General features: G+C 43.6%; 11 protein-coding genes and 1 tRNA gene. 9 read left to right on the top strand and 3 right to left on the bottom strand.

The genetic code is table 11. The features are described from left to right. Positions 1–59 precede the first annotated feature (59 nt). Together AAGA51_RS10775 and AAGA51_RS10770 are read left to right on the top strand one after the other, a co-directional pair. The gene (locus AAGA51_RS10775; protein ID WP_042483778.1) at positions 60–2,009 is read left to right on the top strand and encodes a DNA topoisomerase III; all 1,950 of its coding nucleotides are present in this window, start codon (positions 60–62) and stop codon (positions 2,007–2,009) included. Positions 2,010–2,079: 70 nt separating this feature from the next. Further along, on the top strand, positions 2,080–3,000 hold the full coding sequence (locus tag AAGA51_RS10770; protein WP_042483777.1) for a histone deacetylase family protein: 921 nt from the start codon (positions 2,080–2,082) through the stop codon (positions 2,998–3,000). Positions 3,001–3,064: 64 nt separating this feature from the next. On the opposite strand, the gene AAGA51_RS10765 is transcribed toward AAGA51_RS10770, so the two are convergent. Further along, positions 3,065–4,258, bottom strand: coding sequence for an aromatic amino acid transaminase (locus AAGA51_RS10765; RefSeq protein ID WP_081878690.1), 1,194 nt, complete (start codon positions 4,256–4,258; stop codon positions 3,065–3,067). 455 nt (positions 4,259–4,713) lie between these two features. Here AAGA51_RS10765 and AAGA51_RS10760 point away from each other — a divergent pair, with 455 nt between their 5' ends. Beyond that, the gene (locus AAGA51_RS10760) at positions 4,714–6,354 is read left to right on the top strand and encodes a response regulator (protein ID WP_042483774.1); all 1,641 of its coding nucleotides are present in this window, start codon (positions 4,714–4,716) and stop codon (positions 6,352–6,354) included. Positions 6,355–6,531: 177 nt separating this feature from the next. Here the strand turns inward: AAGA51_RS10760 and AAGA51_RS10755 are convergent. Next, positions 6,532–6,622, bottom strand: a tRNA-Ser gene (locus AAGA51_RS10755). A 427-nt stretch (positions 6,623–7,049) separates the two neighbouring features. Next, complete coding sequence (locus AAGA51_RS10750; RefSeq protein ID WP_042483772.1) at positions 7,050–7,613, bottom strand: glycoside hydrolase family 108 protein; 564 nt, start codon at positions 7,611–7,613, stop codon at positions 7,050–7,052. 639 nt (positions 7,614–8,252) lie between these two features. On the opposite strand from AAGA51_RS10750, the gene AAGA51_RS10745 reads away from it, so the two are divergent. From AAGA51_RS10745 to AAGA51_RS10720, 6 genes are all read left to right on the top strand, one after another. After that, on the top strand, positions 8,253–9,299 hold the full coding sequence (locus tag AAGA51_RS10745) for a tyrosine-type recombinase/integrase (RefSeq protein WP_042483769.1): 1,047 nt from the start codon (positions 8,253–8,255) through the stop codon (positions 9,297–9,299). Next, positions 9,296–9,544 carry a molecular chaperone GroES gene (locus tag AAGA51_RS10740; protein WP_042483766.1) on the top strand — a complete coding sequence of 83 codons (249 nt, stop codon included), beginning with the start codon at positions 9,296–9,298 and terminating at the stop codon, positions 9,542–9,544. The genes AAGA51_RS10745 and AAGA51_RS10740 overlap by 4 nt, the downstream gene beginning before the upstream one ends. Positions 9,545–10,101: 557 nt before the next feature. Beyond that, positions 10,102–10,794, top strand: a complete 693-nt coding sequence (locus tag AAGA51_RS10735; protein ID WP_042483761.1) for a hypothetical protein — start codon at positions 10,102–10,104, stop codon at positions 10,792–10,794. Continuing rightward, a complete protein-coding gene (locus tag AAGA51_RS10730; RefSeq protein WP_042483759.1) occupies positions 10,794–11,759 on the top strand; it encodes a hypothetical protein in 966 nt (321 codons plus the stop codon). Before AAGA51_RS10735 ends, AAGA51_RS10730 begins: the two co-directional genes overlap by 1 nt. Further along, positions 11,752–13,350 (top strand): hypothetical protein, encoded by a 1,599-nt coding sequence (locus tag AAGA51_RS10725; protein ID WP_042483756.1) that lies wholly within the window; start codon positions 11,752–11,754, stop codon positions 13,348–13,350. Before AAGA51_RS10730 ends, AAGA51_RS10725 begins: the two co-directional genes overlap by 8 nt. Further along, positions 13,347–14,729 (top strand): hypothetical protein, encoded by a 1,383-nt coding sequence (locus AAGA51_RS10720; RefSeq protein ID WP_042483753.1) that lies wholly within the window; start codon positions 13,347–13,349, stop codon positions 14,727–14,729. Before AAGA51_RS10725 ends, AAGA51_RS10720 begins: the two co-directional genes overlap by 4 nt. Positions 14,730–14,732: the final 3 nt, after the last annotated feature.

Here is a 14,732-nt window from a genome sequence, read left to right as displayed (position 1 = left end):
TATTAAGGCCACATTCGATAATGTGGCCTTAATTTTTTCCGCTACCTGTAACGATTATCATGAGCCGATTATTCATCGCCGAGAAACCAAGTCTAGGTCGAGCAATTGCAGATGCATTGCCTAAGCCTCATAAAAAAGATCAGGGTTTTATTCGATGCGCAAACGGTGATGTGGTTACATGGTGTATCGGACACTTGCTTGAGCAAGTGGAGCCAGATGCTTATGACGAACGTTATAGGAAATGGAACCTGGCTGACCTGCCTATTGTACCTGAGCAGTGGCAATTAAGGCCGAGAAAAACCGCCAGCAAGCAACTGACAGTCGTACGTAAACTGATTAAAGAACACAATGAAATCATTCATGCGGGAGACCCGGATAGAGAAGGGCAATTGCTGGTGGATGAAGTGATTGATTATTGCAAAGTCGCCAGCAATAAAAAGGCATCGATTCAGCGCCTACTAATTAGTGACCTCAACTTACCGGCAGTAAAACGCGCGCTTTCCAATATGCGCAGTAATCGTGATTTCATTCCGCTGTCTGTCTCTGCATTAGCGCGTTCACGTGCTGACTGGCTTTATGGCATGAACATGTCTCGTGCCTACACTTTGTTGGGACAAAAAGCTGGCTATCAGGGAGTGTTGTCGGTTGGGCGAGTGCAAACACCGATTTTGGGTCTGGTGGTTCGCCGCGACGAAGAGATAGAGAACTTCATTCCACGCGATTATTTTACCCTACACGCCTTAATTCCCTATCAAGACGGGAACGGATCATTTGATATCCGAGCTCGTTGGAAGCCGAGTGAAGCGTGTAAGCCTTGGCAAGATGAAGAGGGTAGAGTACTCAATCGTAAGCTGGTAGAAAATGTTGCCCAGCGTATCGCGGGTCAACCCGCTAAAGTTATTGAGTCTGAGCAGAATCAAACTAAGCAGTCTGCGCCATTACCTTACTCGCTCTCTGCTTTACAAATAGATGCAGCCAAACGTTATAACATGAGCGCACAGCAGGTTCTTGATACCTGTCAGAGTTTGTATGAGAAACATAAGTTGATTACTTACCCGCGTTCAGATTGTCGCTATCTGCCAAAAGAGCATTTGCTTCAGGCTTCTTCTGTGGTCGATGCTATCGCCAACAATGCCAAGGAGCTGGTTTCGGCAGTATCTGACGCAAATTTATCTCTAAAATCCAAAGCGTGGAATGACGCTAAGGTGGATGCACACCATGCAATCATCCCGACACCTAAGCAAGCCTCAGTTAATGCGCTCTCTAGCTATGAAATGAAAGTGTACCAACTCATCGCTCGTCAGTATCTGATGCAGTTCTATCCACATGCTGTCTATGCTGAGGCAAAATTGGTGTTTGATATCGCCGGCGGCACTTTCATTGCGTCTGGTCGTCAGCTGGTGTCTGCAGGTTGGAAAGCACTAACGGGTAAGTCAGATGAACAAGACGATGGCGTTGATACCGTTCCACCGTTGGCCGTTGGTACTGAACTGATTTGCAGAGAAGGTGAAATTAAGGATAGAAAAACGGAGCCACCAAAATACTTTACTGAAGCCACCTTGTTACAAGCAATGACAGGCATTGCCCGTTTTGTTGAAGATAAAGAACTGAAAAAGATACTGCGAGAAACCGATGGTTTAGGGACGGAAGCTACACGGGCAGGGATATTAGATACGCTTTTTAAACGTCAGTTATTAAAGCGAGATGGCAAAATCATTCGCAGTACACCCGCAGGAAGGGGCTTAATTCATGCATTGCCTAGTGAGTCTACTTATCCTGATATGACAGCTCACTGGGAGCACCAACTACAAGCTATGGCTGAACGAGGACAAGCCTATCAACCGTTTATGCAGGCACTACAACAACGGATTGATCAGCTGATGGCACAAGTAAAAACTGGGCCTGTACCCGAATCATTAAGGTCGCTGCCGGCAGTAGAACGACCTGCCTTTAAGCGTAAAAAGCGTAGTTACGCGAAAGGCAGAACAAAACCGAATACTGCATCCTAGTGCGTGTCTCATTTCATTCTTAAAACTGGCTTGTTAACATGCGCGTATCTGGAGTAATCAAGTAGCAGACATGATCCCACTGGTTTATCACTCTATTTATTCTCAACTACCTTTACCTGAAGGGCATCGTTATCCCATCAATAAATACCGCTTGTTATATGACGCCGTTGTTGAGAAGCAACGTCACAATCAAGAGTGGCAAACAAAATTTCAGTTCATGGAACCGAAACCTCTTACGTTAAGCGAAGTAAAGCAGATCCATGATGCGCAGTATGTTGACGATCTTTGTTCTGGTTCTCTTCCAGCCGCCAAAATGCGCCGTATTGGATTTCCATGGAGCGAAGCGCTTATTGAAAGGACATTGACCTCTGCAGGTGGAACCTGTTTTACGGCTGAACTGGCTTTGAAATACGGCCGAGCTTTGCACTTAAGCGGCGGTTATCACCATGCACACAAAGACTTTGGCAGTGGTTTCTGTCTGTTTAATGATTTGGTACTGGCGGCTCAGCACGCAATTGAGCACTTTGACATTGATAAAGTGCTGATCGTCGATAGCGATGTGCACCATGGTGACGGAACCGCAACTCTCTGTGCAGAACGAGATGACATCATTACGCTCTCATTTCATTGCGATAAAAATTTTCCTGCTCGTAAGCCTGAATCGAACTTAGATGTCGCACTTCCCAGAGAAACTGAGGATGAAGAATTTCTCAGTCATTTTAAGTCGGTGGTCGAAATGGCGGTGAACCTCTATCAGCCTGATCTGATTATCTATGATGCAGGAGTTGATATTCATCGTGATGACGAACTTGGCTATTTCAACATATCAACCCAAGCCATTTACCATCGAGACTGCTTTATGATGCAACTGACTCAAAACAAACAAATACCAATAGCCTGCGTGGTTGGTGGTGGCTACCGAAATGAGCATCAAACCTTAGTGCCGATTCATATGCAGTTGTTTGAAGCTGCATTGGCAATCGCTCTATAGCTTCCAGCAAGAAAAAAGCCACTGTCATACAGTGGCTTTCCAATATCTTATTAACACTCAGTTTTTATAAAGCAGCAAACGCCTTAGCAACTCGTTCAACGTTATGCTCGTTCAGTCCAGCAAGACACATACGACCGCTGTTGATTAGATATATCGCGTGTTCGTTGCGTAGTGTTTCTACCTGATGTTGGCTAAAACCAGTGTAGCTGAACATGCCTTTCTGTTTAATCAGGAAGCTGAAGTCTGTTTCTGGACGTAACACTGCTAGTTGGTCGTGTAGCGTTTTACGCATGGTCTCAATACGAGTGCGCATACCTTCCACTTCACCAAACCACATGTTTTTAAGTGCTTCGGTATTCAATACATTTGATACCACTACCGCCCCATGTTTTGCAGGGCTTGAGTAGTTGCGGCGCACTGTCGCTTTAAGCTGACCTAAAACACGAGACGCCTCTTCTTCATTACTACAAACAACTGATAGACCACCTACACGCTCACCGTAGAGTGAGAAGGTTTTAGAGAAGGAGTTACTAACAAAACTGACGACGTCTGTTTCCAATGCAATTTTACGGATAACGTAAGCATCTTCACCAATACCTTCGCCGTAGCCTTGATAAGCCATATCGAAGATAGGAATCAGTTTGTTTTTCTTAACAGCCTCAATCACTTGGTCCCACTGCGCATTCGTTAGATCCACACCAGTTGGGTTATGGCAACAAGGGTGTAGCAGGACAATGCTTTGTTCTGGCAGAGAATCGATAGTAGAAAGCATGCCATCGAAATTAAGCATTTTGGTCTCAGGGTTGAAGTAAGGGTAAGTATTCACTTCGAAGCCAGCACCAGCAAAAATTGCGTGGTGGTTTTCCCAAGTTGGATTGCTAACCCAAACTTTTGAGTGTGGGAAATAATGGTGTAGGAAATCAGCCCCAATCATTAACGCGCCTGAGCCGCCTAAAGATTGAATTGTCGCAACACGATTAGCTTCAAGGGCAGGGTGGTCTTCACCAAACACTAATTGTTGTACCGCTGAACGGTATTGCACTAGGCCATCCATTGGAAGGTAAATACAAGGTTGGCTTTCAGCTTGAGCTAGCTGAGCTTGAGATTGAGCGACAGAATCTAGTGTTGGGATTTTGCCGTTTTCATCATAGTAAAGACCAATACTTAGGTTCACTTTTTCAGATCTGTCATCAGCCATAAACTGTTCCATAAGGGACAGAATAGGATCTCCAGCATACGCGGTTACATGGTTAAGCACAGAAATTCTCCTTAATATATTTGTTACTTGATAACGATCTGAGCGATGGTTGAATCCAATTTTTTGAGTTGAACACCTGTCCACATTGAATGGATAAAGGTTTTTTCAGTGTCTGAACACGGATAGCGACACTAACATAATTGTTACATTGACAGCCATCAAAAACCAACGTGAAACAAGCGAAATACAGAGGAAATATAATTAACGAATGCCAGCAAGTCGGCGCTTCAATTTGAAGTAGAATTTGGTATCACTTATCGATGTTCACAATGTCTAGTTTCTACTCTCTACGACGATAAGATACGTTATAGAAATGGCTTGGCTGTTTTTTAGTCAGTATTTGGGAACTTATGAAAGAGGAAATAATTCTATGGTTGTAGGTATTTTCCTGTTTTGCAAGACCTTATCTTACGCATAGACTCCGTCTGATACTATGAAGCGTCGGAGGGGTTCAAATGTCTTTAAGCTTCAAAAATTACACCATATTGGTTGCTGATGATTCAAGATTGGTGACAAGCACTATTACATCGTTACTCAAAAAGCTTGGCTGCGAGCAGATTCACTGTGCCTATAAACCGTTGGATGTGATCGCGAAGTGCAGGCAGAACCAATTTGATCTGATTATCTGTGATTACAATTTTCAGAGTTTTATTAATGGATTCCAGCTGTTAGAAGAACTTAATCACTTAAAACTACTTCCTTCCCATACGGCATTCATGTTCCTTACTGGAGAGAATGACTTACGTGTTGTGCGTTCAATTATTGATGCTGAGCCGGATGACTATTTATTAAAGCCGTTCAAAAATCAGTTCTTTATAGACCGTTTAACCAATTCGATTAAACGCAAATTGGCACTGTTGCCTATTTATGAGCAACTGATTAAGCATGATTACTACGGTGTAATTGAAGCTTGCAAAGAATGCTTGGAAACTCGTCCTGAATACACCAAATTAATCCGCAAATTCAAGGCTAATGCTTTGGTTCGTTGCAAGGAGTATCACAGTGCACGAACCGAATATGAACAAATGCTCAACGAAGACAACTTCGACTGGATAAAGACGGCATTGGCCAACACTTTCATTGAAACTGATGATGTAAACCGAGCGAAAGAGATTCTAGAAACGGTGAAAAGTAAGGATGAAAATCCTTATTACCACGATGAAATGTCGAGTATTGCCGCGCTGAACAACGATCTTCCGCAGGCCATCGTGCACCTTAAGCAGTCTGCTATGTTGTTAGATTCTGGCGCTGAGCGTGAGTTAGTGATCGCAAACCTATCATTGGCTAACGAGAACTATGGTGATGCGGTGACTTACATGACGCGTTACTACGAGAAGAATAAAAACACCTTCAGAGGTAGTGTTTTTACCCAGCTCAACTTAGTGCGTAGCTATTTGTATAAAGCGAAAGGCATAAAAAATCAGAGTCTTTTTGAACGCCAGTTACACTCACTTAATCCATTGATTGATGAAGTGAGAAAACGGCCTAGTCTTGAACATATGCATCGTTTGATTATTTCACACATAGCGTTGATTCGAGGGGACCTTAAATTAGCGATCAGTGAACTTAAGCCCGTAATCCAACACATCAAAAGCATGCATTTCTACGACATTTACCATCTTGGGTATTTGCTCGAGCAGTGTTCGTACTTTAATGAGGTTAAGCAGATATTGCCTCAGTGCCGCATTGCGATGGATGGAAACCAGCATCCAAGTATTTTACGAAGCCAAACCCATATGCTGTTAAGCTTTGAATCGAGATTGCAGGGTGTGATTGAACAGATAGAAGCGCTACGCAAGCAAATTTCTGACGCTGTAATAACGCTAGGGGATTCAGAGGCAATGACGCAGTATATTGACCTTTATTTTCGTTTGCACGAGCTGTCACCTAACTCTAGAAAGCTGTGTATGGCTATCGTTAAGTTCATCGCGCAATGTCCTTTTGAGTATGACGGCAACTATAAGATTTTTGACAAGATAAAAGAGTGTCATGAAGTTATCGTTAAATTGTCTACTGAAGAAGAGCTAGTTGAAGCGAATTATCTAATTCAATACGAAGCCGCTAAGAAAAACATCTCTTTAGTTCTCGCGAATTAGAGCCACATGTTGGCTCTTCTTTTTTTTGAGCCAAGAAGCGGTCTATGACGGTCAATTGTTTTGGAAGGCAACGATACATTCTATTGAGTCGTGAAGTTGAGAGACTCAGGCAAAAGAAGAATTTAATCGATTAGAAAAGAAAAAAGCCTCTGAAATCAGAGGCTTTTTTCTAGAATGTGGCGGAGAGATAGGGATTTGAACCCTAGGTACGCTATTAACGTACGCCGGTTTTCAAGACCGGTGCTTTCAACCACTCAGCCATCTCTCCGTTGTTGAAGCGCATATTAACGACCTCTTGGAATCTTGTAAAGCCCTTAATTAACTGTTTGCTCTAATAATGAACGTTTTAGCGATATTTTTTTATTCTCAGCATTTTTAACAGATTGAATGTTATGAATAAGTTGAACATTTATTGGGAAAATGAAGAGAAAATCACAGAGAGGGAGTTGGCTTTAACTTTTACGCGATAAAGTTTATTAGCGTCAACGAAAAAGCCTGTAGCTTATTCAGCTACGGGCTTTAGGTGTATGGTCGGACTGAGAGGATTTGAACCTCCGACCCCCGACACCCCATGACGGTTTATCTTATTTGTTAACTTGTTGATTTTTAATGTTAATGCTTGTTTTATGGCTATGGCGGATAGTGCATTTTAGTGCAAACACATACATTTAAATCAATAAGTTAGCAGGTAGTTTTCAAACCAATCCAACTCGATTTCTCATCCATCCATAGACGAAGCTTTCGTTGTTTTCCCTGGCTAGAGTGATATCCAAATAACGGCCGCCTTGGCTGCAGTTGAGCGATTTCCACAATACCACTTCACCCTCTTGGCCACGTTTGCTTAAGAACGCCTTCAGAGCAGTGATTGTTGCTGGACCAACTTGGCCATCGATGACCAAATCTTTGTAATAAGACTGCTTGTTGTTGAATACATTTAACCAACGCTGCAGGAATACAGCTGCGGTGTTCTGACCCATGTTAATTCCGGTATCAATAACCTCTTCACCAACAATTGCACTAACTGCGTGTATGTCGTCAAAGTTAACCCGTTGCACGTATTCGTTTAGATAGAGTGAATAGGCTATCTCCGGCGTCAAGTTAGCCATTGAGCCTTTGTAGCCTAAGCGACGAGCCGTAGCTTCTGTTATGCCGTAAGTAGTATCTCCGCCCAGGTCATCAACGTGGTTTGATCTGAATCCTTCCTTTTTCATAGCTTCAAGGATGATTTCATTAATAGTTCTTGGTTTAGGTATACACATAGCGTTCTCCTTTGGTTGCCATGTGCATTCTTATCTTGTTGGAAAACCCTTAAGAGGGCGTTCTTTAAGGTGTCGATACACTAACGTTCGTTCTCTTACCCCATATAAAGAACGCCCATCATAAAAAGGCGCTTCGACTTCCTAATTGTTCTGTCCCCCGCACCCCCTTAGAGAATATGGGCGCTCAGATAGGGTTCTGGACATGAAAAATAAGATGGCGGCTTGAGTCTGCTCTGTCAATTCCGATGTCACGCATACTTAGTCAAAACCTGTGAATATATGGAGTATCTTTCTCAATGCCACATGGCTACTGGTTTTGTAATAAATTTACGCCCATGCATTGGTCTATTTTTCCCATGTATTCGCTTTGTTTTTCCATGTATTGGCAAATTGATCATTTTTGCGCTGCTCTTCTTTCTTTTCTTTCTTTATTTAATAAAAAGAGAGAGATAGATAACTAGGAAAAGAGAAATGCGCGCAAAGAGGTCCCCATAGATAATTTTTATTGTTCATTTTTTATCCCATATATTTTTTTAAGCTCCATATGTTTTTCCATGGATTATTTAAAGCCCTCCAAATTGCTGAAAGCCTTGTAAATACTAGCTTCAGTTAGTTCTCACTTAGCGAGCCCACAAGTCCATGGATTTTTCTGCCCCTGCCAAAGAAATGAAAGCTTCATCAACCCAATCTGATCTAATTGATCAATTTCTTACCTGGAAGCAGGAGAATGAGAATTGCAGTGCTAGGACAGTGAGGAAATATCGAGGGTTGCTTAACCATCTGGGGAAGTTTCTGAACGGAAACTTTGCTAACGCTGAGCTTAAAATTTTGGAGCAGTTCTCTGGCGGCTGGTTGCATCGAGCTGGTTATTCAGCAGCATCGCGAAAAGTTGCTGTTGCTGCTATTCGAGGGTTTTATTCTTTTCTTGCTAAACGCCGTATGGTTTCTAAAAACCCGGCTCAAGATTTGGTTTACCCCCGAATGGGACGCAGGCTTCCAAGGTTCATGGGGCTTAAAAGTGCCGAGGCATTATTATTTCAGCCTGACTTATCGTCATTATCTGGTGTTCGAGATAGTGCTATGTTGGCATTACTCATTGGTTGTGGCTTTCGGGTTGCTGGTTTGTGTGGGTTGAATGAATCACAGTTAATTTGGTATCAATATGGTGAAGTTGAGCGTTTGGCCATAAGAACATTAGAGAAAGGTGAACGTGAGCGTTTAGTGCCGGTACCACTTGAAGCCATGCTTTTAGTTCAAGCATATCTTGGCCACCAGGACTTAAGAAATGTTGACCGCTTACTCGAGAACGGTGACCAAGTATTGTTTGTTAATTTGCGTAATCGCCACGTTCCTGAATGGGAACATCGAGGTGAGTTGCGTCGTTTATCTACTCGAGCAGTTGATAGAATGATAAAACGATACGCTATCGATGCCGGAGTTCCTGAAGACCAGGCACATGCTCATGCTATTCGTCACTTGTTTGGTACCGAGCTGGCAGAATCAGATTCTTCTACACTGCAAATTCAAGCGCTAATGGGACATGCTGACCCGAAAACCTCAGAAATATACACTCATATATCGATGCGTAAGATGACGAATGTGCTCGATAAAGGAAACCCATTAAGTAAGATGGATACTCCAGTTACGGCATTATTGAACGAATTCAAGAAGGGTAAATTGGTATGAAGCTAAGACCATTGCACGATTGGGTAGTCATTGAACGTGATAAGCCAGTTGACGGTTTGCTTTGGGTTCCGGATAAGCCAACAAACCGAGGAATAGTTATAGCTGTTGGGCCGAAGGTTAAAGAGGTGAATATTGGCCATCAGATCCAATTCAATCCTTATTCAGGGTTAGAAGTAGCATGTAATGGCCAAACCTGGTTGTTTATTAACGAAGCAGAGATTTATTTCATTAGAGATCGTAACTAATGAAGCTGTCAATCCGTAGCATTCAATCACTGATATCGCTGATATTCAGGCGCTCAATAGCCACAAATCTAAATAAAGCTGAGTTTAATTCTCTAATGAGTAGAGTGGCACACTTGCAGGAAAAGCTTTCTATTCATGCAACAAGCACAGGAGTTGGTTCAGCGTTCTACTTTTATAAATCTGTAATTGATAGAGACTTACGCAAAGCTGATAAAGTCATAGATACCTTTAAGTGAAATCAATAATCCTCAGTTAATAAAACTCCCTCTCCCCATTTCAAGTTTCTAAATTTTGAGTGCTCTACACAGGCTTCCTTACTGCACTTTAATGTCTTAGAACTTATATAACCCGTCTTTAACTTATTTTCTAAACTCAGGTATACTGGATGTTGTCGGACGATTGCGGGAGCCTTGAGAACTCACCTTCGAAACGACCAAACTCTGAAACGTGATATATATCACTAGCTGCACATACTAACAGAATGCGCAGTTCATCAGCTTACTGTGGTGACCGAGCCTTTGTGTTTACTGGATACAGTTTTCATAAAGGACTAGGTAATGTGCAGTTCAATTCAAAAATATCTAGATGTACTTAAGGATCATCAGGTCACTGCTCATGGGGTGGGGGCTCGGCATAAAGATTTACCCCTGCCAATAGAGGGGGGTAGGTACCTAGATAACTACACCAAATTAGAACTTTCATTAAGTGACCTTGAGTTAGAAAAAGCATTTAGCTGCTTACCTCTTCCAAGCCATTGGGCTGAAATCCAGAACCATATCGGTGCATTAAAGTTTTTAGAGTTATGGCGAGGTTTAGAAGAACTCCGGACTGGTCATCGGTTACGCATTCAAATTGGTAAGTTGAAGGACAAACACCTGCAGATGACCACTGATGAGTTTGAGCTTTGGCTTGATGCTCAGCGCTTATCTAAGCCATGGTTTGAAGTCTACTATTCGACATCTCCAGAACAATATCGCTTTATATGGAAAACTCTTCACGACGTTGCCTTTCATCCAGGAAGAAGAACGCTGCGAGTTTACGTCCCTCTTTTTAATACCTGGAATACGCATTTAAAACACATTCTAATGTTCAACCTTCTTAATGCAGGCGTCCCCAAGTACAAAGTTTCACAACACCTTCTGTTTTGGACTGGTCAAACCGCGTCGCAATCACGCATCAACTTAGCTTCAAAGATGATTACTGATTTGAATCCCTCCAATCACAATCAAAAATCAGGCGAAATGGTGTGATGAACGAGCATAAACAGCCAAAGTCCATGATTACATTCAAGTGCGCCTCTTGTGACTACACATTCAAGAGCGAAGCATCACGCATTGAAGAAGAACCAAACCGAGCGCATCCGTATCGATATTTCGCTATTTGCGACAGCTGTCAGCGCGAAGTGCAGCAAGTTCCTTGGGAGGTCGGTCAGTTCTGTGCAGTACTGGCAGCAACAGGACCAAGAACAACGGAAGGTAAAGCCAAATCATCAGCAAACTTGCAGGAAGTGAGTAACAGGGGCGTCAGTCGATTCAACGCACTCAAACACGGCGCCAACGCAAAAACAGCCTTGTTTTTCCCTGCTCGCCCTGGCAAATACCCGCAATGTAAAACCTGCGATGTTGATCATGCCTATTGCGCGACTCAGCCTGCTTGTATCAAACGAACTGAGCTGATGATGCAGCACCTCATCGCCTTTCAGTCCAATGACCCAACAAAACTCACTGAACTGCATGCTATCAACCAGGCGAACTTGGCCGCGATATTTCAGGACATGATGCAAACCATTGTGTCTGATGGTGTAGCTTTGCGTAATCCCGTTTATGACTTCGATAAAGACGGTGGTTTCCATATTGGCCAGTACAAAAATGCTCATGGCGTACTAGAAACCATTGAGGAAGTGAAAGCGCACCCATTGCTCAAGCCAATGCTTGAGATGCTAAGCAAAAACAACATGTCGATGGCTGACCTCAACATGACTCCTAAAGTCCAAGTTGACCACGGCATCGAGATGGGCAAAACACTTGAACATGAAGATGAACGTGAATCCGCACTTGAGTATCAACGCAAAATGTCAGAACAAATGGATGGATTACGCGACATGATCTCCCGTTCTAAGCAACGAGTGAGAAGTGACGATATTTTGCTGGAACACAATCAGGAATATTCTGCAGAAGACGCTGATGTCATTGATGGCGAGGTAAATAATGGCTGAACGCGTCACAGCGAAAGAGCGGGTTGAAATCCAGAGCAGAGCTGAAACTGAGATTATGCGATATGCCGGAAACCACGGCATGTGGCACAAACATGTTCACAACGTAGAGCTTGACCCAGTCCAGTTGCTCAAAATGGAAGAGATGGATACCCATCCAAATACGGTTGATTATAGCTGTCGTCGTACTGGTAAAACTGCCGGAAAAGAAATGTACTTTTTGGAGTACAACGCTATCAATGGCGATCAGGAGGGCGGTATTGTTGCGCCGCGTGAAGCACAGTCATTGGTGAATCTTAGCTATCATCTGGAAGCGATTCGTCGTTCCGATATTTTGAGCGGATATATCGCTTATAAATCGGGGCGTAAGCAGCTGGCAGACACCTACTACGAATTCGCTAACCGTTCAAAAGCACGAGCTTACGGCATCATGGCCAACGTCGATGGTGGTGATTTAACCTGGGCATCATTAGAAGAAGTTGATGATATGGATTCTGATCGTCTTTACGGTCGATTCCTATTGATGATGGGCTCAAACCGCCGCTTAGGTGCCAGTAAAACAGCCATCAACAAACCACAAATCCGCATCACTGGTGTATTCAAAGGTGCCGATACTCTCAGCGGTTTGATAGATTCTGGCGAGTATAGCTGCTTGCCAACGGTTGATTGTTACCTTGGTATTGAGCTCGGGATTTTGAATGAAGAATTCATCATGTCGATGCGTAAGCAACTTCCTGAAGATGAATACATTCGTCAGCTGCTGTGCATTAACGTTGCCGCTAAAAACCTAATTTGGGAAAAGTACATTCGCTATGCCATTCAGGTTGGCGTTCGTATTGGTTTGGAACCAGTAGAACCGGAACCTTACACCGTTTACAAAAAACGTGGCGTACTCTCTTTTGGCTATGACCATACTGGCCACGGTGAAAACCTAGCTTCCTCTCGTTCCTCGCTGATTGTCGAAGAACAAATTGGTAACTTTTCAGTTGTTATCTTCGCTAAAACTTGGCACCCGGGAACGGATGAAAGCGTTATTCGTAAAGATTTAGTCGGATTCTGGCGTTACTTTCGCCCGGATTACGCCATCGGTGATGCCTTTGGTATCGGGCTTATCACGCAGGTTAACGATGATCTATTTGCTGAAGGCTTAACGCAAATCGACCGAAAAAGTATTGGTGGCGGTGAGAGCACGGCAACCACATGGCCAGAATGGGCGTTTTCCCCTTTACGTTTTGAAGGTATGGCTAAACACCAAATGGCTCAGTCATTACGTAGCGCATACCACAACCGTCAAATGGTGCTTCCTTATGTTGATGATCGAGATACTGACCCTGCATTAGAAGATTACGTCAGCCTGCCAAGGCAGCTCAAAAACATCAAACCATCACCTGTGAAAGCGGGCAGTTACAGCAGTTATCAGATGGTGAAGAAAGCGTTGGGTGATGACTTGTTCGACGCTCACATGGCTTCACATTGGGCGTTAGTCACACAAGGCGCTGCGCCAGTACCAAGCATCATCACTATCCACCATAAAACACGCGAACAACTTCTAGGCGCCCCAAGCGCATTCGATCAGCTAAGGAATTTACGATGAGCAAGTTCTCCCAAATTTGGGCCATCTTGAGAAATAGACCTCTTCCTTCCGCGCCTAATACATCAGGTAACCATCATGGAGAGGCAACAACAGAGAAAGGTCATATTGCTGATCCTGAACGTTCGGTGCAGTACCTTTATGACCAAATGCAAATCGACCCTCAATTAAGAGCGGCCATCGTAACTATTCGATATATGGATAAGGTTGATCCAAGGGTGAAGAAAATCCACCGTCGTATAGCTCGTGATGCCACTAAAGGCGGTTTGAAGTTGCATTGGATTGGCAAAGAAAGCCCACGAATTAACAAACTATGGCAGCAGTTTGTTTTACGCCTGCAGATAAACAACCGCATGAAGTTAATGAGTGATGCTGCAGGTTTGGCAAAAGAGGGAAACTTACCATTGCAATGGATCGTCAATGAATTGCGTCAGGTGACTGGTTCATTGCGTATGCCTACAGAGACCATTATTCCTATCGTGGACCGTACTGGTCGTTTCAAAGATACCAAGAAAGCATTTCGTCAGGTTGACCCGCTGACTTATGAAGAACTGTGCACCTTTCCTTTGTGGCAGCTGACTGTTAGCCGTTTAGACCCTGACAACTTCGATGATATGGGTTGTATGGGGCGCCCATATATGGACGCTTCTCGCGGTATTTGGCAGAAATTGAATATGACGGAAGAGGACCTCGTTATTCGTCGTCGTACTCGAGCACCGCAGAAGCTAGCTCACTCGCTAGATGGCGCTGACCAAAAGGCTCTGGATGAATATCGAGATCGTGTAGAAGGGGAGTCTGGCGAAATTGCTACCGACTTTTACGGTAACAAACTCAGCGTTACTGCGGTTGGTGGTGATGCTAACCTGGAACAAATCGCGGATATCACCTTGCTGATTGATGCTTTCTTCTCTGGCGCTCCAGCGCCAAAAGGTTTGTTTGGTTATGTGGATGACTTAGCTCGTGATGTTCTCGAAGACTTGAAGCGTGATTATTACGAAGAAATCGATTCATTGCAGGACGCATTGGCTTATGCCTATGAAGATGGTTTTAAGCTGCAGTTATTGTTAGCTGGCATTAATCCGGATTCTTATCAGTTCCAGGTTCAATTCGCTGAACGTATGACTGATAGCAAAAACCAACGTGCAGATTTGGCTCTTAAATATCAGGCTTTGGGTATGCCGCGTAAACTTGCCTGGGAAGCTGCTGGTGTTGATATTCAAAGAGCGGAGGCAATGCGAGAAGAAGAGGCAAATAGCAATGATCCATATCCAGAGCATAACGAACTGGAAGATGAGGAAAGCGACAAGCCAAAACCGAAAGTAAGCATCACGCCAAACAACCAGCCGAAAGGCGAAAGCGCAACCTCAATCAGTAATGGGTAAATG

This window comes from Vibrio diazotrophicus, from assembly GCF_038452265.1.
Taxonomy (GTDB): Bacteria; Pseudomonadota; Gammaproteobacteria; order Enterobacterales; family Vibrionaceae; genus Vibrio; species Vibrio diazotrophicus.
The sequence above is the reverse complement of the archived record's forward strand: the minus strand, read 5'-3'. Positions and strand labels throughout refer to the sequence as shown.